The sequence below is a fragment of the Streptomyces yamdrokensis genome (assembly GCF_053890455.1).
Window position 1 is genome coordinate 3397243 of the sequence record NZ_CM132679.1, and the last position, 23179, is coordinate 3420421.

At 73.6% G+C, this 23179-nt stretch carries 18 protein-coding genes and 1 pseudogene; 5 read left to right on the top strand and 14 right to left on the bottom strand.

The window, feature by feature from the left end:
- Window positions 1–100: 100 nt before the first annotated feature.
- Entirely contained in the window at window positions 101–1486 is a 1386-nt protein-coding gene (locus ACWZEH_RS14830) for an NsdA family TPR-like regulatory protein (RefSeq protein ID WP_456198800.1), read from the bottom strand.
- Between the two features lie 352 nt (window positions 1487–1838).
- Between ACWZEH_RS14830 and ACWZEH_RS14835 the strand changes: the two are divergent.
- The 3 genes and pseudogenes from ACWZEH_RS14835 to ACWZEH_RS14845 all read left to right on the top strand — a co-directional run.
- A pseudogene (locus tag ACWZEH_RS14835) lies at window positions 1839–2498 on the top strand (bifunctional DNA primase/polymerase); the annotation flags it as partial.
- A 167-nt stretch (window positions 2499–2665) separates the two neighbouring features.
- Window positions 2666–3466 (top strand): ABC transporter ATP-binding protein, encoded by an 801-nt coding sequence (locus ACWZEH_RS14840; RefSeq protein ID WP_456198801.1) that lies wholly within the window; start codon window positions 2666–2668, stop codon window positions 3464–3466.
- Window positions 3463–5109 carry a transporter gene (locus ACWZEH_RS14845; protein ID WP_456198803.1) on the top strand — a complete coding sequence of 549 codons (1647 nt, stop codon included), beginning with the start codon at window positions 3463–3465 and terminating at the stop codon, window positions 5107–5109. Before ACWZEH_RS14840 ends, ACWZEH_RS14845 begins: the two co-directional genes overlap by 4 nt.
- An 88-nt stretch (window positions 5110–5197) precedes the next feature.
- Here ACWZEH_RS14845 and ACWZEH_RS14850 read toward each other — a convergent pair whose 3' ends face one another.
- Both ACWZEH_RS14850 and ACWZEH_RS14855 read right to left on the bottom strand, forming a co-directional pair.
- On the bottom strand, window positions 5198–6061 hold the full coding sequence (locus tag ACWZEH_RS14850) for an alpha/beta fold hydrolase (RefSeq protein WP_456198805.1): 864 nt from the start codon (window positions 6059–6061) through the stop codon (window positions 5198–5200).
- A 517-nt stretch (window positions 6062–6578) separates the two neighbouring features.
- A complete protein-coding gene (locus tag ACWZEH_RS14855; protein WP_456198806.1) occupies window positions 6579–7271 on the bottom strand; it encodes an iron-dependent transcriptional repressor DtxR in 693 nt (230 codons plus the stop codon).
- A 261-nt stretch (window positions 7272–7532) separates the two neighbouring features.
- On the opposite strand from ACWZEH_RS14855, the gene ACWZEH_RS14860 reads away from it, so the two are divergent.
- Window positions 7533–8288 carry an SIS domain-containing protein gene (locus ACWZEH_RS14860; RefSeq protein WP_456198808.1) on the top strand — a complete coding sequence of 252 codons (756 nt, stop codon included), beginning with the start codon at window positions 7533–7535 and terminating at the stop codon, window positions 8286–8288.
- 34 nt (window positions 8289–8322) lie between these two features.
- Here the strand turns inward: ACWZEH_RS14860 and ACWZEH_RS14865 are convergent, their stop codons facing one another.
- The 3 genes from ACWZEH_RS14865 to ACWZEH_RS14875 all read right to left on the bottom strand — a co-directional run bounded on the left by ACWZEH_RS14865 (window position 8323) and on the right by ACWZEH_RS14875 (window position 11747).
- Window positions 8323–9744 (bottom strand): PAS domain-containing protein, encoded by a 1422-nt coding sequence (locus ACWZEH_RS14865; RefSeq protein ID WP_456198810.1) that lies wholly within the window; start codon window positions 9742–9744, stop codon window positions 8323–8325.
- 160 nt (window positions 9745–9904) lie between these two features.
- Entirely contained in the window at window positions 9905–10264 is a 360-nt protein-coding gene (locus ACWZEH_RS14870) for a Rid family hydrolase (protein ID WP_456198812.1), read from the bottom strand.
- Between the two features lie 376 nt (window positions 10265–10640).
- Window positions 10641–11747, bottom strand: a complete 1107-nt coding sequence (locus tag ACWZEH_RS14875) for a citrate synthase 2 (RefSeq protein WP_456198814.1) — start codon at window positions 11745–11747, stop codon at window positions 10641–10643.
- Between the two features lie 371 nt (window positions 11748–12118).
- Between ACWZEH_RS14875 and pdxH the strand changes: the two genes are divergently transcribed.
- Window positions 12119–12787 (top strand): pyridoxamine 5'-phosphate oxidase, encoded by a 669-nt coding sequence (gene pdxH, locus ACWZEH_RS14880; protein ID WP_456198815.1) that lies wholly within the window; start codon window positions 12119–12121, stop codon window positions 12785–12787.
- A gap of 208 nt (window positions 12788–12995) precedes the next feature.
- On the opposite strand, the gene ACWZEH_RS14885 is transcribed toward pdxH, so the two are convergent.
- The 8 genes from ACWZEH_RS14885 to ACWZEH_RS14920 are packed head-to-tail and all read right to left on the bottom strand — an operon-like array spanning window position 12996 to window position 23161.
- On the bottom strand, window positions 12996–13637 hold the full coding sequence (locus ACWZEH_RS14885) for a TetR/AcrR family transcriptional regulator (RefSeq protein WP_456198816.1): 642 nt from the start codon (window positions 13635–13637) through the stop codon (window positions 12996–12998).
- Window positions 13625–14359 carry an enoyl-CoA hydratase family protein gene (locus ACWZEH_RS14890; RefSeq protein ID WP_456198818.1) on the bottom strand — a complete coding sequence of 245 codons (735 nt, stop codon included), beginning with the start codon at window positions 14357–14359 and terminating at the stop codon, window positions 13625–13627. The genes ACWZEH_RS14885 and ACWZEH_RS14890 overlap by 13 nt, the downstream gene beginning before the upstream one ends.
- The gene (locus tag ACWZEH_RS14895; protein WP_456198820.1) at window positions 14356–15936 is read right to left on the bottom strand and encodes a 4-coumarate--CoA ligase family protein; all 1581 of its coding nucleotides are present in this window, start codon (window positions 15934–15936) and stop codon (window positions 14356–14358) included. Before ACWZEH_RS14895 ends, ACWZEH_RS14890 begins: the two co-directional genes overlap by 4 nt.
- 17 nt (window positions 15937–15953) lie before the next feature.
- Entirely contained in the window at window positions 15954–17135 is a 1182-nt protein-coding gene (locus tag ACWZEH_RS14900) for an acyl-CoA dehydrogenase family protein (protein ID WP_456198822.1), read from the bottom strand.
- Window positions 17132–19051: an acetyl/propionyl/methylcrotonyl-CoA carboxylase subunit alpha gene (locus ACWZEH_RS14905; protein ID WP_456198823.1), complete on the bottom strand. Its 1920-nt coding sequence runs from the start codon at window positions 19049–19051 to the stop codon at window positions 17132–17134. The genes ACWZEH_RS14900 and ACWZEH_RS14905 overlap by 4 nt, the downstream gene beginning before the upstream one ends.
- 5 nt (window positions 19052–19056) lie before the next feature.
- Window positions 19057–20655 carry an acyl-CoA carboxylase subunit beta gene (locus ACWZEH_RS14910; protein WP_456198825.1) on the bottom strand — a complete coding sequence of 533 codons (1599 nt, stop codon included), beginning with the start codon at window positions 20653–20655 and terminating at the stop codon, window positions 19057–19059.
- Window positions 20652–22340 carry an acyclic terpene utilization AtuA family protein gene (locus tag ACWZEH_RS14915; protein WP_456198826.1) on the bottom strand — a complete coding sequence of 563 codons (1689 nt, stop codon included), beginning with the start codon at window positions 22338–22340 and terminating at the stop codon, window positions 20652–20654. Before ACWZEH_RS14915 ends, ACWZEH_RS14910 begins: the two co-directional genes overlap by 4 nt.
- Window positions 22337–23161 (bottom strand): TIGR03084 family metal-binding protein, encoded by an 825-nt coding sequence (locus ACWZEH_RS14920; protein WP_456198828.1) that lies wholly within the window; start codon window positions 23159–23161, stop codon window positions 22337–22339. The genes ACWZEH_RS14915 and ACWZEH_RS14920 overlap by 4 nt, the downstream gene beginning before the upstream one ends.
- Window positions 23162–23179: the final 18 nt, after the last annotated feature.

Genomic DNA, 23179 nt, shown 5'->3' on the forward strand with positions numbered 1-23179 from the left:
TGTTCACCCGTCGCCGGCCGCCGGGTTCACCCGGCGACCGGCGTCCGGTCGCACCACCCCTGCGGTGCCCCGCCGGGCCCGTGCGGCCTGTCCGCCGCGCTCACGCCGCCGCGGGCAGGGCCATGCGCGCGCCGAACTCCCTCACCACCGGCTCCTCCTGATACGGCTCCAGCCGCTGCTGGAAGTCCTCCAGGTACTCGGCGCCCCGGTCGGACCTGAGTCCGTCGAGCAGTTCCACCGCCTTCAGGCCCGTACTGCAGGCCTGTTCGACCTCCCGCTGCTGCACCTGCGCCGTGGCGAGCAGCACATAGCCGATCGCCCGGCGCCGCGCCCGCGACTCGGGATGCCCGTCCAGCGATTCGCGCGCGCACCGCGCGGCGGCCTCGGCCTGGCCCAGGTCGCGGTGACAGTGCGCCAATTCGTCGGCCAGATAGGCCGTGTCGAAGTGTGTGATCCACACGGGATCGTCCCCCGAGGCCGGGTCGGCCGCTTCCATGGCGCTGATCGCGCGCCCGGCCGCTTCCTGCGCGGCGTGCGCGTCACCCATCAGCGCGTGTCCGCGTGCCTCCGCGGCTCGGAACATGGCCTCCGCGCGCGGGGTCGCCCGCCCGCGCGTGCCTTCCTGCGCCGCCCGCGCCAACTGCGCGATCTCACGGGGGTTTCCGAGCTGCGCGGCCAGATGGCTCATGGAGGCGGCGAGCACGTACCCGCCGTACCCCCGGTCGCCGGCCGCCTGGGCCAGCCGCAGCGCCTGGATGTAGTAGCGCTGGGCGAGGCCCGGTTGCCCGGTGTCGACGGCCATGTACCCGGCCAGTTCGGTCAGTCGGGCGACCGCCGCGAACAGCTCACGTCCGACGGCCTCCCGGTACGATCCGGCGAGCAGCCCGGAGACGACGCTGTTGAGGTAGTGCACGACGACCGGGCGCACATGCCCGCTGCCGTACTGGTGGTCCAGGTCCGCCAGGGACTGCGTCATGGCCCGCACGGCCGCCACGTCGGAGCGCCCGACCCGCGGCCCGGCCGAGCGCGCGACCTGCGGGTCGGGGGCGGAGATCAGCCAGTCCCGGCTCGGCTCCACCAGCGCGGACGCGGCGACGGAGGAGCCGGACAGGAAGTCCCGCCGGCCCACGTCGCTGCGCCACAGCTCGCAGACCTGCTCTATGGCCCCCAGTACCGTCGGCGAGAACTGGAGACCGACACCCGACGCGAGGTTCTTGCCGTTGGCCATGCCGATCTCGTCGATCGTGACCGTACGGCCCAGCTTGCGTCCGAGCGCCTCCGCGATGATCACCGGTGCCCGGCCCCGCGGCTGCTGTCCGCGCAGCCAGCGGGCCACCGACGTCTTGTCGTACCGCAGGTCGAGGCCGTGTTCGGCACCGCACATGTTGACTCTGCGGGCCAGCCCGGCGTTGGAGCACCCGGCTTCCTGGATGAGCGCCTGCAGTCGTTCGTTCGGCTGCCGCGCGACGAGAGGCCTTGCGGCCATGGCATACCCCCTGAGGCTGCGGTGCCTGCCCGCGCACCGAGTTGACGTGTCTTCGGCGGCCGGGCCCGCCCGTCCCCTGGCAACTCCCCTCGTGAAGGGACGAAAGTTCCGGCCGGGAAGATCAATGCCCCGCCGAGGTGCCGAAGATGCGAGGCATGTACGAATTGACGGGGTAACGGCGGATGCCGGACCCCTCCTGACCACCCACCCTTGGCCACCCATCCTTGGCTACCCACCCGCGGACACCGATCCCCACGCGCGCCCCCGCACATGCACCCATGCGCCCCGACCACGGGCAGGTGCCCTCCCCCGCGCACGGGCACGGGCGTAACCCCTGGTGGCGGACGTAGTTGTGTTCATCGTGGAAGAGACGATCCCCGGCACCGATGCCGGACAGATCCCGAAGCAGCGCGGGGAAACCCTGCTGGACACCGCGGTTCGCTATACCGAGGAGCGGCACTGGGACGTGTTTCCGGGCACCTGGCTGGAGGCCGTCGACGGAGTGCACCGCTGCTCGTGCGGTGTCGTCGAGTGCCCGGCACCCGGCGCACACCCGGCGCGCTCCGACTGGGCGGGCCAGGCGACCGGCAGTGCGAGCGCCGTCCGCCGCATGTGGCAGATGCGGCCGACGGCCTCGATCCTGCTGCCCACCGGCCACTCCTTCGACACGATCTCCGTATCCGAGACGGCCGGATTCCTGGCGCTGGCCCGGATGGAGCGGATGGAACTGGCGCTCGGGCCGGTGACCCTGACGCCCGCCCGGCGCATGGAGTTCTTCGTGCTCCCCGGCGCCGCCGCGAAGGTGCCGGCCCTGATCCGTTCCCTGGGCTGGTCGCTGTCCCCGCTCGATCTGACCGTGCGGGGCGAGGGGACGTACGTGGCGGCCCCGCCCACGCGGTTCGGGTCCAAGGGGGCCGTGCAGTGGGCCAGCAGGCCGACACCGGCGAACCGGTGGCTGCCGGACGCCGCGGAGCTGATCCCGCCGCTGGCGTACGCGTGCGGCCGCGACCGGCAGGACCGCCGGGAGCGGCGGGAGCGGCGCGAACTGCGGGAGCGGCGGGAGCGGCCGGAGCGGTAGGAGCGGTAGGAACTCCGGGAGCGGCGGGACACGCGTCGGGAGAGGAACTCGGTGCGCACGGCCCGTCCCCTCGTCGGACGGGCCCCCGTAGGGTGCCTCGTATGACGGAGGTAACAGCACGAACAGGGGCGGGTCCGGCCGCCGTACGTGTGCGGGGGCTCTGGAAGAGGTTCGGTCAGCAGGTCGCGGTGGCCGGGATCGACCTGGAGCTGCCCGCGGGCAGGTTCATCGGGCTCGTCGGACCGAACGGAGCGGGCAAGACCACCACGCTGTCGATGGTGACCGGGCTGCTGCGGCCCGACCAGGGCACCGTCGAGGTCGTGGGACACGACGTGTGGCGCGACCCGGTCGAGGTCAAGGCGCGGATCGGGGTGCTGCCGGAGGGGCTGCGGCTGTTCGAGCGGCTGTCGGGGCGCGAACTGCTCGCCTACACCGGCCGGCTGCGCGGCCTGCCCGGCGCCGAGGTCGACAAACGGGCCACCCAGCTCCTCGACGTCCTCGACCTGGCCGGGGCCCAGCACAAGCTCGTCGTCGACTACTCGACCGGCATGCGCAAGAAGATCGGCCTCGCCACCGCGCTGCTGCACAATCCCGAAGTGCTCTTCCTGGACGAGCCGTTCGAGGGCGTCGATCCGGTCTCCGCGCAGATCATCCGGGGTGTTCTGGAGCGGTACACCGCCTCCGGTGCCACGGTCGTGTTCTCCTCCCACGTCATGGAGCTCGTCGAGTCGCTGTGCGACTGGGTGGCGGTGCTGGCAGCGGGCCGGATCCGCGCCCACGGGCCGCTCGCCGAGGTACGCGGCGACGCGCCCTCGCTGCAGACGGCGTTCCTGGAACTCGTCGGCGCGCACCGCCGCGACACCGGTTCCGCCCTCGACTGGCTGGGGGGCGGGCCCCGGTGACCGCCCCCGCGCCCCACCCCGCTCCCGCCCCCGGCATCGCTCCCGTTCCCGTCTCCGCTCCCTCGATCACGCCCGTCTTCGTCCGGCTGAAGCTGTCGCTGCTGCGGGGCGGGCTGCGGCAGTCCGGTGGCCGCAGGGCCGCCTACATCGCCTCGGCCGTCTTCGCCCTGCTGTTCGCCGCGCTCCAGCTCGTCGGCCTGATCGCGCTGCGCCGCGTCGACCACGCCGAGTCGCTGGTCGTGCTGCTCGTGGCGGTGCTGGCGCTGGGCTGGGCGGTGATGCCGCTGTTCTTCCCCAGCGGCGACGAGACTCTCGACCCGACCCGGCTGGTGATGCTGCCGCTGCGCCCCCGCCCGCTGGTGCGGGCCCTGCTCGTCGCCTCGCTGGTCGGCATCGGGCCGCTGTTCACGCTGTGCGTGCTGGCCGGTTCGGCGGTCGCCGTCGCGCGCGGCGGGGTGGCGACCGCCGTCGGTGTCCTCGCCGTCCCGTCGGCGCTGCTGGTGTGCGTGGCGCTGGCCCGCGCGGTCGCCACCGCCAACGTGCGGCTGCTGACCAGCCGCAGGGGACGCGACCTCGCGGTGCTCAGCGGCCTCGTGATCGCGGTCGGCGCGCAGTTCGTCAACTTCGCCGTGCAGCGGCTCGGTTCCTCCGGGCTGGAACAGCTCGCACCGGTCGCGGACGTGGTCCGGTGGGTTCCGCCGGCGTCCGCGATCGGCGCGGTGCACTCGGCGGGCGGGGGCGCGTACGGGGCCGCCGCCGTCCAACTCGCGCTGACCGCCGGGGCGCTGGTGGTCCTCCTCGCGCTCTGGTCGCGGTCGCTGTCGCAGCTGATGACCTCGCCCGACGGATCCACCCTGCAGGGCGGGGAGGCGGCCGTGCGCGACCGTTCCTCGACCGGGCTCGCCCGGCTGCTGCCCGCGGGACGCACCGGCACGGTCATGGAACGCGGCCTCCGCTACATCTGGCGCGACCCCAAGACCAAGGCGGCGTGGGTGACCTCGCTGGCCATCGGGCTGATCGTTCCGGTGTTCAACGCCTGGCAGGGCACCGGCTCGGTCTACTTCGCCTGCTTCGCCGCCGGAATGCTCGGCATCATGATGTACAACCAGTTCGGCCAGGACACCTCCGCGTTCTGGATGGTCGCGACGACGATCGCCGGCCCCCGGGACGCCTACGTCGAGCTCCGTGCCCGCGCCCTGGCCCTGCTGCTGGTCACCCTGCCGTACTCGACGCTCGTGACCGTCGTGACCACCGCGATGCTCGGCGACTGGCCGCGGCTGCCGGAGGCCCTGGGGCTGTCCTTCGCCCTCCTCGGCGCGATGCTCGCGACCGGCGCGTGGACGTCGGCGCGCTTCCCCTACTCCATCCCGCAGGAGGGCCACAAGAACGTCGCCCCCGGGCAGACCGGACTCGCCTGGATCTCGATCTTCGGCGGCATGGTGGCGGCGGCCGTGCTCTGCGCACCGGTCATCGCCCTCACGATCTGGCTGAACGTGAGCGAGGGCGGCGGGGACCGGACGTGGCTGCTGCTCCCGGCAGGCACGGCGTACGGCGCCGCCCTCACATTCCTTGGCCTGCGCCTCGCGGCCCCGAGCACGGCCCGCCGCCTGCCGGAGATCCTCACGGCGGTCAGCAGGGGCTGAGGACGCCCTCCGGGCGGGGCGGGAACGGGGCCTGTGACGCGGCACGGCCGGCGGACGGACCCGGCGAGGGACCGGGACCGCTCGGGGCTCAGGTGTCCTGGAGGGTGTCCAGGAACGGTTCGATGGCCGTGCGCCAGGCGTCGGGCTGGTCGTAGTGGACGAGGTGGCCGGCGTCGGCCACTTCCGCGTACCGGCCGCGGGGCAGGACGCGGACCATCTCCTGGGCCTCCGCGCGGCCCAGTTCGCCGTCGAGGCCGCGGACCACCAAGGCCGGGCACCGCACCTGGGCCAGCTCCTCCCAGTGCGCGTCGTACACCCAGGTCTCGCGGGAGCGGAGCATCTGGCCGGTGTCGAAGACCGGCCGCCAGCCGTCCGGGGACTCGGCCATCACCTCGGCGTAGAACTCGCCGCGGGCCGGGTTCGGACGCTCCACCCACGGGTCGTCCTCGCCGAACCACTTGCGGACGTCGGCGAGCGTGGCGAACGGGACGGGCCAGGCCTTGAACCACTGCGCCCACTCGCGCTGCGAGGCGGCCCCGAGCGCGGAGGCCCGCATGTCACAGATGATCACCCCGCGCACCAGGTCGGGTCGTTTGGCGGCCAGCTGCCAGGCGGTGAGCGCGCCCATGGCGTGGCCGATGAGGACGGCCGGGCCGAGGCCCAGCTGCTCGAGGGCGGCCTCGGTGTCGTCGACGTAGGCGTCCCGGGTGAACGATGCCTGCGCGGGCTTGTCGCTGCGGCCGTGGCCGCGCTGGTCGAGGGCGACCGCCCGGTACCGCGCGGAGAGCCAGCGGGCGGTGGACGCCCAGTGCGAGGCGCGTCCCATGAGCCCGTGGAGCAACAGCACGTCCGGGCGCTCCGTCGGGTCGCTGCCGGTCTTGGGCGGGTCGCCGAACTCCCAGGCGGCGAGACGTACGCCGTCCGCCCCCGTCACGTCGATGCGTCGCGCCATCGTCTTGGCACCCCCAGCTCGCTGCCTGCCGTGCTGCTTGCCCTGCCTGCTGTTGCCGCCCCACAGATTATCGAATGCGCTTTCGAGAATGCGGTTCCAGCCGCCAACACCCCTCGTTCGAGTGACCCTGTTCGAGGATTGATCGCCGCGGCCGGGGGGAGATTTCCAACGGGAGGCGGACCACTCGGGGAAACCGGTCCGCAGGGAATGACCCTGGGAGCTCGGGGCTCCGGGTCAGCACAGGGGAGGACAGGCCCCGGCGCCGTGCGGCGCCGGGGCTCCTCACGTGGTCACGGCACATCCTCCCGCCCCTCCCCGGCCGGATGGCAGCGCTGCCGGCCCGGCCAAGAGCCCCTCAGGCCATATGCCTCACGCGACAGCCTCGCACGCGAACCGGGCGAGCGCTGCGCTTCGGCGCACTCGGTCCCGGATTCGGCGCGATAGCACCGGCGCCGCAACTTCCCTCCACGCCGGTCGAGTTGACCGGACACGGACACGATTACGGCTACGGCTACGGCTACGGCTTGGCGACGAACACGTGCGAGGCGATGTCCTTCTCCAGTTCGGCCGCCTCACCGCTGCTGCCCACCAGCACACCGCCCGCCGACTCCGTCACGCTGACCACCGAACCGGGCTGGACGCCCGCCCGGCGCAGCGTGTACATCAGCTGCGCGTCCGTCTGGATCGGCTCGCCGATCCGGCGCACCACGACCGTCTTGCCCTCGGGGCCGGGGTCGAGTTCGGCCAGGGACACCATGCCCTCGCCCAGGAACGGGTGGGCGCCGTCCTTCTCGCCCAGCTCCTCCAGGCCCGGGATCGGGTTGCCGTAGGGCGACTCGGTGGGGTGCCGCAGCAGCTCCAGCACGCGGCGCTCGACGGCCTCGCTCATCACGTGCTCCCAGCGGCAGGCCTCGGCGTGCACCTGCTCCCACTCCAGGCCGATCACGTCGACGAGCAGACACTCGGCGAGGCGGTGCTTGCGCATCACGCGGGTGGCGAGCCGGCGGCCCTCGTCGGTGAACTCCAGGTGGCGGTCGGCCGCGACGGACACCAGGCCGTCGCGCTCCATCCGCGCCACCGTCTGGCTGACCGTCGGCCCGCTCTGGTCGAGCCGCTCCGCGATCCGGGCGCGCATGGGGACCACGCCTTCCTCCTCCAGCTCGAGGATGGTGCGGAGATACATCTCCGTGGTGTCGATCAGTCCGGACATACGTGCCCCTCGATGAGATCTGCGATTGGCTCTGCCGGAGGCTGGACGGCTCACCGGCGCATGCGCTGGCCCTGAACCCAATTCTGACGCATGGCGCCGACAACCGGGGCGCACCGTGGAAACGAAGGGTATGCGCGGGGTGGTACAGGGTGGTGCGGGGCCGCCACGAAGGGCTTCCCGGCTCCTCGGGCCGTCATATTGACACGGCGCCGGTCCGGACCGCACGGTGATCGGCAGCAGTCCACCCCGAAGGGATGCCGCATGAGCGACCGTACGCCGGCCGGCCGGTTCCTCGACGCCGCGATCGACCTGCTGCACCGGGTCCGCGACGAGGAGGCCGAATCCGTCGCGGCCGCGGGCACCCTGCTCGCCGACACGGTCTCGGGCGGCGGACGCCTCTTCGCCTTCGGCGCCGGCCACTCCTCGCTCGCCGCGCAGGACGTCGTCTACCGCGCGGGCGGACTGGCCCTGATGAACCTGCTCGCCGTCCCGGGCGTCGTCGGCGTCGACGTGATGCCGGCCACCCTCGGCTCGGCCCTCGAACGCGTCGACGGACTCGCGGGCGCCGTGCTCGACTCGTCCCCGGCCCGCGCGGGCGACGCGCTGGTGATCGTCTCCCTGTCCGGGCGCAACGCGCTGCCCGTGGAGATGGCCATGAACGCCCGTGCCCTGGGCCTGAAGGTCATCGGCGTGACCTCGGTGGCGTACGCGGCGAAGACGACGTCCCGGCACGCGTCGGGGACCTACCTCAAGGACCACTGCGATCTCGTCCTGGACTCCAAGATCGCGGTCGGCGACGCGGAGCTGACCCTGGACAACGTCCCCGCCCCCTTCGCCCCCGCCTCCACCGTCGTCACCGCGGCCCTCCTCCAGGCGGTCATGGCCACAGCGGCCGCCACCCTGGCCGACCGCGGTATCGAGCCGCCCCTCCTGCGCTCCGGCAACGTCGACGGCGGCCACGACTGGAACGGCCGCGTCCTGGAGCAGTACGCCGACCGGATCTTCTACCGGCGCTGAGTCCCGGCACCGAATCCCGGCACCGGGCCCGCCGTCACTCACGCTGCCCGGTCACTCCCGCCAGGTCCAGGGCCGTGGCGATGCGGAGGGCCACGTCCTCCGCGTACATCGCGTCGGGGCGTTCGAAGGCGTTGCGTCCCGGGCCGCGCAGAAACGTCACGGCACCGAGCGTCCGTCCGCGGCTGCGCAGCACCGTGCACAGGGCGTGCGCCACGTCCGCGGGCCACTGCCGGGACACCGCCCACGCCCGCGCCTCCGGCGCCGTCACCGCCCCCGCGTCGGCCCGTACGGAACCCGCCCGCTCGACACACCGCAGGGCGGGATGGCCCGGGCCGTACCGCACCGGCAGCCCCGCCCGCCCGGCGAGCCGGCTCGGTCCCGGCGCCCCGGACGGTGTGGCCGCGATCCGCACCAGCCGGACCCGGCCCGCGCCCCCCGCCTCGCCCTCCGTCCCTGCCGCCGCGTCGGCCGTCCGGCCCGCCACACGGTCGATCAGCGCGTGGTCGGCGAACCCGGCGAGCGCGAAGTCCAGATGGACGGTGACGGCCTCCGCCGGGTCCTCGCACTCGGCCGCCGCCCGCGCCGCCCGGTGCAGCTGCTGCGCCCGGAACCGCACCAGCGACGCCTCCTGCTCGCTCTGCCGGGCCTCGGTCACGTCCTGGAACAGCCAGCCCACACCGAGCGGCACCGGCTCCTCCGCCAGCGGCGACGCCAGCCGCACGAAGCCGCACCGCCAGCACCGCCGCCGCTCGCCCTTCGGCTCCCGCACACTCACCCAGATCTCGGCGGGCGCGGGCGGAGCACCCTCCGCCAGCACATGGGTGAGCGCGCTCTCCAGCTCCTCCACGCCCTGCGACAGCAGCTCCCCGAGCGGCCGCCCCAGCACGGAGGCGCGCCCGGTGCCGAGCGCCTTCGCCGCGTGCGCGTTCACCACGGCGGGCCGCAGATCGGCGTCGACGAGGACGACGCCCCAGCTCGCGTCCTCCAGCAGCGCCTCGCTCAGCGCGATCGACCGTTCCAGGTCGATCTGCGTGTGCACCTCGCTGAACGCGCAGTACACACCCGCCGGCTCCCCGTCGGGCCCTCGTACGGCCGCGGACTGGGTCCGTACCAGCACCCGGCCGCCGCCCTTGGTCAGCAGCGCGAACTCGTGCACCTGCCGGCCCACGGTCTCCATGGCCGACATCAGCCGGGCCTCGACCTCCGCGGCGTCCGCGCCGCGCACCGCCCATCCGGCGAAACCCCGCCGGCCCACGGCCTCGGCCGCGGTCCACCCGAGGATGCGCTCGGCCTCACGGTTCCAGTGCGTCACCACCGCGTCCGCGTCGAAGGCGCACAGGGCCGCGTCCATGCCGTCCAGCAACGCGGCCAGCAGATCGGAACCGTCCGGACTCTCCCGCCCGGGCCCGTCGGGCCCCAGTTCGTCGGTGGTCCCACTACGCCGGGAAGCACTCACCTGGACACCCCCTGCAGCTGCGTCCTACGTACGGCACGTCGGTCCGCCCACTTGCCATCATTCAACTTGAACGTGACTCAGCGCACACCGGGTTCCCGCAACATTGAGGGAATCGTTGTACGCCCCCGGCATTTCGCACCCGTTTTCGCCCAGCGGCCGTTCAGCCGCCGCTCCCCGGCCGGGTGTCCACCTCGGTCTCGATCCTCATCCGCGGGCCGGCGGGCCCGCACACCTGCACGGTGGCCGCGGGCCGGGCCTCGCCGGGGCAGCGCCTCAGCACCGGCCGGCACGGCTCGAAGTCCTCCCGCGCGGGCAGCGGGTACCGCGCCCGCGCCACGTCGGCGAAGGCGCGCCCCGCCTCGTCCGGGGCCGCCGCGATGTTCCGCGGGCACTGCCCGGCCTGCTCGACCACGTCGTCGAAGATCGTCATCGCCGCGTGGTCGAACCCGGTGGTCCCGGACACGTACACCCGGTCCCCGTCCACCACGGCCCGCGCGCGGCCGGTCCGCTCCTCGGACACCGGCCCGCTCGTGATCGCCCGCCGCCCCGTGTCTCCCGTCCGCCGCACGGTGGGTGACCAGCGGCGACACGTCCAACGGTCAATATCTCGAAAAAGCGGTTGATCGGACGGCGGGGCGTTTCCTAAGGTGGTGGCATTCCGGAAAGGAGGTGGTTCGGCAGATGTACGCATACCGGACGGAAGAGGTGGCTGCGGGCCAGTAGCCCGTCGCCGTACTCGGTTCGGCGCCGGACCAGCGTGTGCGTGATGCACGCGACCGGCCCAATCCAACGCAGTCGCCCGACCCGCGAGTCGCCGGTACGTCCGGCCGGCCCCTCCTCTGGAGGACCAGGCTCGCGGGTCGTCTGCGTTTCCGTGCGCTTTCGGGAGCCCGGCCTCAGGCCCGGTCGGCCATGTCCGCGTAGCCCTCGATCTCGTGCGGGTCGCGGCTGCCGGGGCCCGTGTAGTGGGCGGAGGGGCGGACCAGGCGGCCGGTGCGCTTCTGCTCGAGGATGTGGGCCGACCAGCCCGCCGTACGGGCACAGGTGAACATCGAGGTGAACATGTGGGCCGGCACCTCCGCGAAGTCCAGGACGATGGCGGCCCAGAACTCGACGTTGGTGGCCAGGACGCGGTCGGGACGGCGGGCGTGGAGCTCGGCCAGGGCGGCCTTCTCCAGCGCCTCGGCGACCTCGAAGCGCGGGGCACCGAGATCGCGGGCGGTGCGGCGCAGCACGCGGGCGCGGGGGTCCTCGGCGCGGTAGACGCGGTGGCCGAAGCCCATGAGGCGTTCGCCCCGGTCGAGCGCCCCCTTCACATACGCCTCGGCGTCTCCGGTGCGTTCGATCTCCTCGATCATGCCGAGGACGCGCGAGGGCGCGCCGCCGTGCAGGGGACCCGACATGGCGCCGACGGCGCCCGAGAGGGCCGCGGCCACGTCCGCACCGGTGGAGGCGATGACGCGGGCCGTGAAGGTGGAGGCGTTCATGCCGTGCTCGGCGGCGGAGGTCCAGTACGCGTCGACGGCGGCGACGTGCTTGGGGTCGGGTTCGCCGCGCCAGCGGATCATGAAGCGTTCGACGACGGACCGCGCCCTGTCTATCTCGCTCTGCGGGACCATGGGCAGGCCCTGGCCGCGCGCGGACTGGGCGACGTAGGAGAGGGCCATGACGGCGGCCCGCGCGAGGTCGTCGCGGGCCTGCCCGGCATCGATGTCGAGGAGCGGTTTCAGGCCCCAGACCGGTGCCAGCATGGCGAGCGCGGACTGGACGTCGACGCGGACGTCACCGGAGTGGACGGGGATCGGGAAGGGCTCGGCCGGCGGCAGACCGGGGTTGAAGGCGCCGTCGACGAGAAGGCCCCAGACGTTCCCGAAGGAGACGTGCCCGACCAGGTTCTCGATGTCGACGCCCCGGTACCGGAGTGCGCCGCCCTCCTTGTCCGGTTCGGCGATCTCCGTTTCGAACGCGACGACTCCTTCGAGCCCGGGTACGAAGTCGGACATCAGGCGGCTCCTCGTGGTGGGGGCGGCGGATGGCGGTGTGGGTGGGACGACCACGCGCCGGCCGGTCGGTGAGTCGACCGGTCGGTGACCGGTCGGTCTGTCGAGGTGGGTGCGCGTCCGGTGGCTCCACGGTCGTCATCGCAAGGACTCGCGGTCCGGGACGTCACCCCTGTGATGCCCGGCCGGCGGCCACCCAACCGGAGCAGTTGCCCAGCAACGATATCCCTGAGTGCCAGTTTTGGGGAGTGCTTGCGGCACTCAGTGCCACTGAATTCCGGGCGGCCCTCCACGCGTGCCCGTCCCACGGGACGTGCCGCACGGACCTGCGGGCTCACCGCCCACGGGATCCGCCCATACGGCAGGATGACCATGTGACCGCCCGAGACCCCGTTCCCTTCGACCCCGCCTCGATGCGCAAGCAGTACCGGGCCGAGGGACTTTCCGAGACCGACCTGGCCGCCGCCCCCGTCGAGCAGTTCGCACGCTGGTTCAAGCAGGCGGCGACGGACGGCGGCCTGTTCGAGCCGAACGCGATGGTCGTGTCCACGGCGGACGCGCAGGGCCGGCCCAGCTCCCGCACGGTGTTGCTGAAGCACTTCGACGAGCGGGGGTTCGTGTTCTACACGAACTACGACTCCCGCAAGGGGCGCGAGCTGACCGTCAACCCGTACGTCTCGCTGCTGTTCCCATGGCATCCGATGGCCCGGCAGGTCATCGTCACCGGCGTCGCGCGGCGCACCGGCCGGGACGAGACGGCCGCCTACTTCCGCACCCGCCCGCACGGCTCGCAGCTGGGCGCGTGGGCGAGCGGCCAGTCGTCGGTACTGGCCGGCCGTACGGACCTGGACGCGACGTACGCGGAGCTGGCGGCCCGGTACCCGGAGGGCGAGCAGGTGCCGGTCCCGCCGCACTGGGGCGGCTTCCGGGTGGCCCCGCAGACGGTCGAGTTCTGGCAGGGCCGCGAGAACCGCCTCCACGACCGCCTGCGCTACACGGCCCGGCCGGACGGGGGATGGAGGGTGGAGCGGCTGAGCCCGTGAACGGGCGGGCAGGTCATCGGTGCCGCGCCGGGACCTGCACCGGACGGGGCGGCCTGCGGGACGCCCGCTCGCGTGCGGAACGTCCCGAAGGGCCGGCTGCCGGACGCGTCAGGGCGGGTGCCGGGCCCTTCGGAGCACCCCCGCCGCCCGGATCCTCGCCGCCGTCCCGGCGGCCTCGGCGGGCGGCGCCCGCACCCCTCTCCCCCCGTCAGCCGAGCACCTCGTCCAGCAGCGCCGCCCACTGGCGTACCACCCGCTCGCGCCGGGCCGCGTCGTCGGTGAGGAGGGTGGCGAGGCCCAGGCCGCGGGCCATGTCGAGGAGGCCCTGGACACTCTCGCGGACGCCGGGGCGGGTCTCGTCGGCGGCGAGGAGGTCCACGGCGACGCGGTGGCTCTCGCGCCCGATGCGGGACTCCAGCTCGGTCACGCGGGGCCGCAGCTGCTCCTCGTTGGAGGCGGCGACCCACAGGTGGAGGGCGGCGCGGAACAGGGGCCCGGTGTAGAGGTCGACCAGCGCGGTGACCACCGCGCGGCGGTCACCGGCGGTCGTGCCGTCGGGGAAGAGGGCGCGCAGGGCGGTGGAGCGTTCCTCGGCGACGTATTCGACGGCGGCCGTGAAGAGGTCCTCGCGGGTCGGGAAGTGGTGCTGGGCCGCTCCCCGTGAGACGCCCGCGCGTTCGGCGACGACGAGGACCGTGGAGCCCGCCCAGCCGCGTTCGGCGAGGCAGGCCACGGCGGCTTCCAGGAGCCGCTGCCGGGTGACCCGGCTGCGGTCCTGCTTGGGGACGCGCTCGGCGCGGTCACCGCGGTCACCGCGGTCGCTGCGGTCGGTCGTGCTCACACCGCCCATTGCGGGTCCCGTCGTTCGAGGAAGGCCGTCATCCCCTCCCGTGCGGTGGCGGAGGCGAAGAGGCGGGCCGAGAGCGCGGTCAGGTCGGCGGCGTCCCGGTCGAAGGTCTCCAGCACCCTAGCCGTGAGCAGCCGCTTCGTCTCGGCCAGGGCCTCGGGTGCGGCCCGGCGCAGGCCGTCGAGGACCGGGGCGAGGACCTCGTCGACGTCCTCGCCCGACGCGGTGAGCAGGCCGGTGCGGACGGCTTCCGCGGCGTCGAGGCGCTCCCCGGTGAGGTAGTAGCGGGCCAGCGCGCGCGGGTCGGTGCGGGGCAGCAGCGGCAGGGAGACGACGGCCGGGGCGACCCCGATGCGGACCTCGGTGAAGGCGAACGTGGCCGTGTCCGAGGCAGCGGCGATGTCGCAGGCGCCGAGCAGGCCGAGGCCGCCCGCGCGGGTGTGCCCGGTGACCCGCGCGACGACCGGTTTCGGGAGTTCGACGAGCTGCCGCAGCAGCCCGGTCAGCGCCTGCGGGGTCGGCGGTTCACGCAGGTCCGCGCCCGCGCTGAAGGTGTTCCCGGTGTGCGTGAGCACGACCGCGCGGACGTCGCCGTCCTCGCCGGCGTCGGTGAGCGCGTCGGCCAGTTCGGCGACGAGGGCGGCGGACAGGGCGTTGCGGCGCTCGGGGGCGTCGAGGCTGAGGGTCTCGACGCCCCGCGCGCGCGTGCGGCCGATCAGGGTCACGAGGGCTCCCCGGACCGCGTCCTCAGTTCGCGGCGCAGGATCTTCCCGGAGGCCGCGCGGGGGACGGCGTCGACGAACGTGACGCGGCGGACCCGCTTGTACGGGGCGACGTGTTCGGCGACGTACCTCATGACCTCGCTCCGGGAGAGCCCGGGGGCGGACGGCCCGCGGACGACGTGGGCGTGCGGGACCTCGTTGCCGTCGTCGTCGTACACGCCGACGACGGCGGCGTCGGCGATGCCGGGGTGGGTCAGGAGCAGTGCCTCGAGTTCGGCGGGGGCGACCTGGAAGCCCTTGTACTTGATGAGTTCCTTGACCCGGTCGACGACGAACAGCCAGCCGTCCTCGTTGGTGTGCCCGACGTCGCCGGTGTGCAGCCAGCCGTCCTCGTCGATCATCGCGGCGGTGGCGTCGGGCCGTCCGAGGTAGCCCTTCATGATCTGGGGGCCGCGGATGAGGATCTCGCCGGACTCGCCGGGGCCGAGGTCCCCCGCCGGGCCGTCGAGGGCGACGATGCGCATCTCGGTGCCGGCGACGAGCTTGCCGACGGTGCCGGGGGGCGCGTCGTCCATGGCGTCCAGGGGGACGACGTGGGTGCCCGGCGACAGTTCCGTCATGCCGTACGCCTGGCCGACGGGCGGCAGGCCGAGCCGCTGCGAGCAGGCGGCGGCGAGGCTCGCGTCCAGGGGTGCGGCGGCGCTGATGACGTGCTTCAGGGAGCTGAGGTCGTACTCGGCGACCAGGGGGTGCTTGGCGAGGGCCAGGACGATGGGCGGGGCCACGTACAGGGCGGTGATGCGGTGGTTCTGGATGGCCGCCAGGAACGTCTCCAGGTCGAAGCGCGGCAGGACGACGACGGTGGCGCCCTGGCGCAGGGGGGCGTTCATCAGGGCCGTCAGACCGTAGATGTGGAAGAACGGCAGCACGGCGAGGACGCGGTCGCCGGGGCCGGCGGTGATCAGCGGTTCGAGCTGGGCGAGGTTGGTGGCGATCTGGCGGTGCGTGAGCATCACGCCCTTGGGGGTGCCGGTGGTGCCGGAGGAGTACGGCAGGACGGCGACGTCCTCGGCGGGGTCGATGTCGACCTGCGGCTCGGGGGCGGTGGAGGCCAGCATGTCGATCAGGGAGCGGTGGCCGGGCGCGCTGTCGCAGACGAGGATCTCCTCGACGCCGCCCGCGAGTTCGGCCGCCCTGCGCGCGGTCCGCAGCAGCGGGGAGACGGTGATGATCCAGCGGGCCGAGGAGTCCGCCAGTTGCCTGCCGAACTCCTCGGCGGTGGCGAGCGGGTGGACGGTGGTGACCGAGGCACCCGCGCGGGTGGCCGCGTAGAAGGCGAGGGGGAAGGCGACCGTGTTGGGGCTGTGCAGGGCGAGCACGTCGCCCTTGCGCACGCCCGCCTCGGCGAGGGCGGCGGCCACACGTCGGTGGAACCGGTCCGCCTGCTCGTACGTGAGGGTGGTGCCGTCGATGCCGTCGATGAGTGCCGGGGCGTCCCCGAACTCGGCGGCGCGCGCGAACACGGCGTCGTGGATGGGGAGTTCGACAGGTGGGACATCTGCGTACTCGCTGCGGAACATGGTTCCTCCAAGACGGCCTAGTACGACTTGGGCAGGCCCAGGGTCTGGTGGGAGACGTAGTTGAGAATCATCTCCCGGCTCACCGGAGCGATACGGGACACGCGCGCGGCGGTTACCAACGAGGCGAGGCCGAACTCGCGCGTGAGGCCGTTCCCGCCGAGGGTGTGCACGGCCTGGTCGACGGCCTTCACGCAGGCCTCGGCGGCGGCGTACTTGGCCATGTTGGCGGCCTCACCCGCGCCCGCGTCGTCGCCGGTGTCGTGGAGAAGGGCGGCCTTCTGCATCATCAGGCGGGCGAGTTCGAGGTCGATGTGCGCCTGGGCGAGGGGGTGGGCGATGGCCTGGTGGGCACCGATGGGGGTGTTCCACACGGTGCGCTCGCGCGCGTACTCGACGGCGCGGGAGAGCGCGTAACGGCCCATGCCGATCGCGAAGGCGGCCGTCATGATCCGCTCGGGGTTGAGCCCGGCGAACAACTGGAGCAGGCCCGCGTCCTCATCGCCCACCAGGGCGTCGGCGGGCAGCCGCACGTCGTCGAGGACCAGCTCGAACTGCTTCTCGACGGCGCCGAGTTCCATGTCGATCTGCCGCCGCTCGAAGCCCTCGGCGTCGCGCGGGACGATGAACAGGCAGGGCTTGAGCCGACCGGTGCGGCCCTCTTCGGCGGACACGGTTTCGGTGCGGCCGACGACGAGGGTGGCGTCGGCGACGTCGACGCAGGAGACGAACACCTTGCGGCCGGTGAGCAGCCAGTCACCGGTGCCGGGGTCGCGCCGCGCGGTGGTCGTGATGCGGTGGGAGTTGGAACCGGCGTCGGGTTCGGTGATGCCGAAGGCCATGGTGCGGGTGCCGTCGGCGAGGCCCGGCAGCCACTCCCGCTTCTGTTCCCCGGTGCCGAAGCGGGCGATGACGGTGCCGCAGATGGCGGGCGAGACGACCAGCAGCAGGAGCGGACAGCCGGCGGCACCGAGCTCCTCGAGGACGAGGGAGAGTTCCGCGATGCCGCCGCCTCCGCCTCCGTACTCCTCGGGGAGGTTGACGCCGAGGTAGCCGAGCTTGGCGGCCTCCGACCAGAGTTCGGCGGGGTGGTTGCCTTCGGCGACGGTGCGGGTGATGTAGGCGCGGCCGTAGCGGTTGCCGAGGGCGGCGACGGCTTCCCGGAGGGCCCTGTGCTCTTCGGATTCGATGAGGGCGGTCATGCGTCTCCTTCGGCTGCGGGTGTGTGACCGGTCGCGCCCACGCGGCGGATCGGCGTATCGGGCGGACCCTGGGGGGCGTCCGCCTCCACGACGGCCAGAAGGGCGCCGACCTCCACTTGCTGTCCCGGTTGTGCGTGCAGGGCGCTCAGCGTGCCCGTGACCGGAGCTGTGATCCTGTGCTGCATCTTCATCGCCTCCAGCCAGAGCAGGGGCTCCCCTGCTTGTACGAAGGCGCCGACGGCCAGTCCTTCCGCGACCCGGACGACGGTGCCCGGCATCGGGGCCGGCAGGGAGCCCGGGACGGGCCGGGCGGTGGGGTCGGGGAAGCGCGGCAGGGCGGTGAGGGCGGTGCCGTCGACCCACACCCGGTCGCCGTAGCGGCTGACCTCGAAGCGGCGTCGGACGCCGTCGACTTCGAGGACGACGAGACCGGCGTCGGCACGCACCACCCGCGCCCCGTCCACCACGAACCCGTCCCGCGTGTGCCGGTAACGGACCTCGCACTCCTCGCCCGCCACGGCGTACCGCTTGACCTGTGGCTGCGAGGGCAGATTGCGCCAGCCGCCGAACCGGGACCGGCCATGGGCGTCGGCGAGCGCGGCGGCGAGCGCGGCGTACGGGTCGGGGGCCGGTGCGGTCAGCCCGGACAGGTGACGGTCGTAGAAGCCGGTGTCCATGCGGCCGTCGGTGAACTCCGGGTGCCGCAGGGAACGCACCAGCAGGTCCCGGTTGGTGACGGGGCCGTGGATCGCCGCCCGCTCCAGGGCGGCGGCCAGCTTGCGGACGGCCTCCGCGCGGGTGGGTGCGTGGGCGACGACCTTGGCGATCATCGGGTCGTAGTGGACGCCGATGTCGTCGCCGTCGGTGAAGCCGGTGTCCAGGCGGACCGCGCCGGGGACGGCGAGGCGGTGCAGACGGCCGGTCTGCGGCGCCCAGTCGTGGGCGGGGTCCTCGGCGTACAGACGGGCCTCCACGGCGTGACCGCGCGCGGGGGGCGGGTCGTCCCCGAGGGCGTGTCCCTCGGCGACGCGGATCTGTTCGGCGACGAGGTCGAGGCCGAACACGGCCTCCGTGACCGGGTGTTCCACCTGGAGCCGGGTGTTCATCTCCAGGAAGTGCGCCCGGCCCCCGGCGACGAGGAACTCGACGGTCCCGGCGCCGGTGTAGCCCACCGCGCGGGCGGCGCGTACGGCGAGGGCGTGGAGTTCCGCGGCGAGTTCGCCGGTCAGGCCGGGTGCCGGCGCCTCCTCGATCACCTTCTGGTGGCGGCGCTGCAGGGAGCAGTCCCGGGTGCCGAGCGCCCACACCGTGCCGTGCGTGTCGGCGAGGACCTGCACCTCCACATGCCGTCCCTCCTCCACGTACGGCTCGACGAACACCTCGCCGTCACCGAAGGCGCTCGCGGCCTCCGCGCGCGCGGCGGCCAGTTCGGCGTCCAGGTCGGCGAGGCTCCGTACGACGCGCATCCCACGTCCGCCACCGCCCGCCGCCGCCTTCACCAGGACCGGGAGGTCGGCCTCGGTGACCTCGCGCAGGGGCGCGACGCCCATGAGTTCCTTGGCGCGCGTCTTGGACGCCATCGCCTCGATGGCGTCCGGGGGCGGTCCGATCCACACCAGGCCGGCGTCGCGTACGGCGCGCGCGAAGCCGGCGTTCTCGGAGAGGAACCCGTAGCCGGGGTGCACGGCGTCCGCGCCGGCCGCGAGCGCGGCCTTCACGATCAGGTCGCCGCGCAGGTACGTGTCGGCGGGCGCCGCCCCCACAAGGCGTACGGCCTCGTCCGCCACGCGCGCGTGCAACGCGCCCGCGTCGGCGTCCGAGTGCACGGCCACCGTCCGGATTCCCAGCTCACGGCAGGTGCGGGCGATCCGGCAGGCGATCTCGCCCCGGTTCGCCACAAGAACGGAAGTAATCACGGGCCTCACATCCGGAAGACGCCGAAGCCACCGCGCACGCCCTCGTAGGGCGCGGTGTGGATGGCCGACAGGCACAGGCCGAGGACGGCGCGGGTGTCGCGCGGGTCGATGACGCCGTCGTCGTACAGCCGCCCCGACAGGAACATGGACAGCGACTCGGACTCGATCTGCTGCTCGACCATGGCGCGCAGCGCCGCGTCCGCCTCGTCGTCGTACGGCCGGCCCTTCGCCGCCGCGGACTGCCGGGCGACGATGGACAGCACCCCGGCGAGCTGCTGCGGACCCATGACGGCGGACTTGGCGCCGGGCCAGGCGAACAGGAACCGCGGGTCGTACGCCCGCCCGCACATGCCGTAGTGCCCGGCGCCGTAGGAGGCGCCCATGAGCACGGACAGGTGGGGGACCTTCGAGTTGCCGACCGCGTTGATCATCATGGCGCCGTGCTTGATGATGCCGCCCTGCTCGTACTCCCTGCCGACCATGTAGCCGGTGGTGTTGTGCAGGAAGAGCAGCGGGATGTCGCGCTGGTTGGCGAGCTGGATGAACTGGGCGGCCTTCTGCGACTCCTCGCTGAACAGCACCCCCCGGGCGTTCGCGAGGATGCCGACCGGGTAGCCGTGCAGGGTGGCCCAGCCGGTGGTCAGGCTGGTTCCGTACAGCGGTTTGAACGCGTCGAAGTCGGAGCCGTCGACGATCCGCGCGATCACCTCGTGCGGGTCGAAGGGGATCTTCAGGTCGCCGGGCACGACGCCCAGCAGTTCGTCCTGGTCGTACACGGGCGGCTCGGCAGGCCCCGGATCGGGGTACGCCTTGCGGTGGTTGATACGGGCCACGACCCGCCGGGCCCGGCGCAGGGCGTCCGGCTCGTCGACGGCGAGGTGATCGGCGAGGCCCGACACGCGCGCGTGCATCTCGGCGCCGCCCAGGGACTCGTCGTCGCTCTCCTCCCCGGTGGCCATCCTCACCAGCGGCGGACCGCCGAGGAACACCTTCGCCCGCTCCTTGACCATGATCACGTGGTCGGACATGCCGGGGACGTACGCGCCTCCGGCGGTGGAGTTGCCGAAGACGACGGCGACGGTCGGGATGCCGGCCGCCGACAGCCGGGTGAGGTCGCGGAAGATCGCACCGCCCGGGATGAAGATCTCCTTCTGGGACGGCAGGTCGGCGCCGCCGGACTCCACCAGGCTGATCACGGGCAGCCTGTTGGCGAGCGCGATGTCGTTGGCCCGCAGGGCCTTCTTCAGGCTCCACGGATTGCTGGCGCCGCCGCGCACCGTCGGGTCGTTGGCCGTGATCAGGCACTCCACGCCCTCGACGACCCCGATCCCGGTGACCAGGGACGCGCCGACCGTGTACTCGCTGCCCCAGGCGGCCAGCGGGGACAGTTCCAGGAACGGGGTGTCGGCATCGAGGAGCAGTTCGACGCGTTCGCGGGCGAGGAGCTTGCCCCGCGCGCGGTGCCGGTCGACGTACTTCTCGCCGCCGCCCGCGAGGGCCTTGGCGTGTTCGGTGTCGAGTGCGGCGAGTTTGCCGAGCATGGCCTCGCGGTGGGCCCGGTAGTCGGGGCCCGCCGTGTCCAGGGCGGATGCGAGGACGGTCACAGGAGGACCTCCGGGATGTCCAGGTGGCGGGAGCGCAGCCATTCGCCGAGCGCCTTGGCCTGCGGGTCGAAACGGGCCTGCGCGGCGACGCCCTCGCCGAGGATGCCCTCGACGACGAAGTTCAGGGCGCGCAGGCGGGGCAGGACGTGCCGGGTGACGGGCAGGCCGGCGGCCTCGGGGATCAGCTCGCGCAGCCGCTCGACGGTCAGCTCGTGCGCGAGCCACCGCCAGGCGTCGTCGCTCCTGACCCACACCCCGACGTTGGCGTCGCCCCCCTTGTCCCCGCTGCGGGCGCCGGCGACCAGGCCGAGCGGGGCGCGTCGGACCGGGCCGGGCGCCAGGGGCTCCGGCAGCTTTGGCTCCGGTACGTCCGCGAGGACGGCGGTGTCGTGGGGCGGGCCGACCGGGATGCGGCGGCCGTCGTCGAGGACGGCCACATGGCCGACGGCACCATGGGGGACGTACACATCCTCGAAGACCCCATAGGGTGCGCCCCTTCCCGGTGGCGCCACCACATGGAATCCGGGGTAGCTGGCCAGCGCCAGCTCGACGGCGGCCCCGCTCAGCGCCCGCCCGACCGCCTCCTGCCCCGGGTCCCGCACGACGAGCCGCAGCAGCGCGCTCGCGGTCTCCTGCGTACCGGCGTCGGCCCGGTCGGTGCGTACCAGCTCCCAGCGCACCTCGGCGGGCGGCGACGTGGCGAGCGCGCCGGCCATCTGCTCCTTCACGAGGTCCGCCTTGGCCTCGACACCGAGCCCGGTGAGGACGAACACGACCTCGTTGCGGAATCCGCCGAGCCGGTTGAGCCCGACCTTGAGCGTGGGCGGCGGGGCCTCCCCCCGCACCCCCTCGATCCGCACCCGGTCGGGCCCCTCCCGGCCGATCCGCGCGGTGTCCAGCCGGGCGGTGACGTCGGGTCCGGCGTACCGGGCGCCGCCGGTCTCGTAGAGCAGCTGCGCGGTGACGGTGCCGACGTCGACGAAGCCGCCGGTGCCGGGGTGCTTGGTGATGACGCTGCTGCCGTCCTCGTGCACCTCGGCGAGCGGGAAGCCGGGCCGCAGGAGGTCGCCGGGGGGCCGCTCGCCGAAGAAGGCGTAGTTGCCGCCGGTGGCCTGGGTTCCGCACTCCAGCACGTGCCCGGCGACGACGGCCCCCGCGAGCCGGTCGTGGTCGGCCGGCGCCCAGCCGAAGTGCGCGGCGGCGGGACCGGTGACGAGGGCCGCGTCGGTGACCCGCCCCGTGACGACGACGTCGGCGCCCTCGCGCAGACAGGCCGCGATGCCGAAGCCGCCGAGGTAGGCGTGCGCGGCGAGGCTCCCCGGGTACCGGCCGGTGAGGTCGTCGCCCTCGACGTGTGCGACCCGCACCGGGATGCCGAGCCGCCCGGCCAGCCCCCGCACAGCGTCGGCGAGCCCTGCCGGGTTGAGCCCTCCGGCGTTGGTGACGATGCGCACCCCCCGCTCGTGGGCGAGGCCGAGGCACTCCTCCAGCTGCCGCAGGAAGGTGCGGGCGTACCCGGCGGAGGGGTCCTTGAGCCGGTCGCGGGCGAGGATGAGCATGGTCAGCTCGGCGAGGTAGTCCCCGGTGACGACGTCGAGTCCACCGCCGGTGAGCATCTCGCGCAGGGCGTCGAAGCGGTCCCCGTAGAAGCCGGAGGCGTTCCCGATCCGCAGAGGCGCCGTCACGGGGTGTGCCCCTGGCCGTCCTCGCTCTCCCCCTTCGGCGGGCGTCCGCCCCCGGGCGGCCCGGCGAAGGCCTGGGCGATGTCGAGCCAGCGGTCGGCGTCGGGCCCGTCGGCGGTGAGGGCGAGATCGGCGCGGTGGGCGCGCCGGGTGACGAGGAGACAGAAGTCGAGCGCGGGCCCGGTGACCCGCTGCGGGGCGTCCTCGGGCCCGTAACCCCACAGCCCGCCGCCCGCGCTCTTTGGTGCGACGAGTTCGACGCGGAAGGGATCGGCGGGCGGGGTGAGTCCGTGCACCCCGTAGGCGAAGTCCCGGGTCCGCACCCCGAGCCGGGCCACATGCCTCAGCCGGCCGGTGGGTGGCCGCACCACACCGGTCGCGTCCGCGATGTCGAGCCCGTGGGCCCAGGTCTCCATGAGCCGGGCCGTCGCCATGGAGGCCGCCGACATGGAGGGCCCGTACCAGGGGAAGCGCGCCCCGGGCGGCGCCGTCCGCAGCGCCTTCTCCAGCGCCGCACGCCCCTTACGCCACCGCGCGAGCAGTTCGGCGGGCGCGAGCCGGGCGTATTCCTCGGCACCCTCGTCGACGAAGGTGTGCGGGGCGGCGAGGGCCCGCTCCACCAGTCCACGGAACCCCTCCGCGTCCGTGACGGCGAGCAGCGCCGACCGGTCGGTCCAGGCGAGGTGGGCGATCTGGTGAGCGACGCTCCATCCGGCGGCGGGCGTCGCCAGCCCCCACCCCTCGGGCCCGAGCCGGGCCACGAGCCGGTCGGCCTCCTCGCTCTCCTCACGCAGATCGTCGATCACGGACGACGGATCGGACACGATGGCGCTCCCCTCGGG

What these genes read in the sequence shown, in the direction of transcription:
- ACWZEH_RS14830 (WP_456198800.1), bottom strand. Translation starts at nt 1,486, where the DNA reads ATGGCCGCAAGGCCTCTCGTCGCGCGGCAGCCGAACGAACGACTGCAG.
- ACWZEH_RS14840 (WP_456198801.1), top strand. Translation starts at nt 2,666, where the DNA reads ATGACGGAGGTAACAGCACGAACAGGGGCGGGTCCGGCCGCCGTACGT.
- ACWZEH_RS14850 (WP_456198805.1), bottom strand. Translation starts at nt 6,061, where the DNA reads ATGGCGCGACGCATCGACGTGACGGGGGCGGACGGCGTACGTCTCGCC.
- ACWZEH_RS14855 (WP_456198806.1), bottom strand. Translation starts at nt 7,271, where the DNA reads ATGTCCGGACTGATCGACACCACGGAGATGTATCTCCGCACCATCCTC.
- ACWZEH_RS14860 (WP_456198808.1), top strand. Translation starts at nt 7,533, where the DNA reads ATGAGCGACCGTACGCCGGCCGGCCGGTTCCTCGACGCCGCGATCGAC.
- ACWZEH_RS14875 (WP_456198814.1), bottom strand. Translation starts at nt 11,747, where the DNA reads ATGTCCGACTTCGTACCCGGGCTCGAAGGAGTCGTCGCGTTCGAAACG.
- ACWZEH_RS14885 (WP_456198816.1), bottom strand. Translation starts at nt 13,637, where the DNA reads ATGGGCGGTGTGAGCACGACCGACCGCAGCGACCGCGGTGACCGCGGT.
- ACWZEH_RS14895 (WP_456198820.1), bottom strand. Translation starts at nt 15,936, where the DNA reads ATGTTCCGCAGCGAGTACGCAGATGTCCCACCTGTCGAACTCCCCATC.
- ACWZEH_RS14900 (WP_456198822.1), bottom strand. Translation starts at nt 17,135, where the DNA reads ATGACCGCCCTCATCGAATCCGAAGAGCACAGGGCCCTCCGGGAAGCC.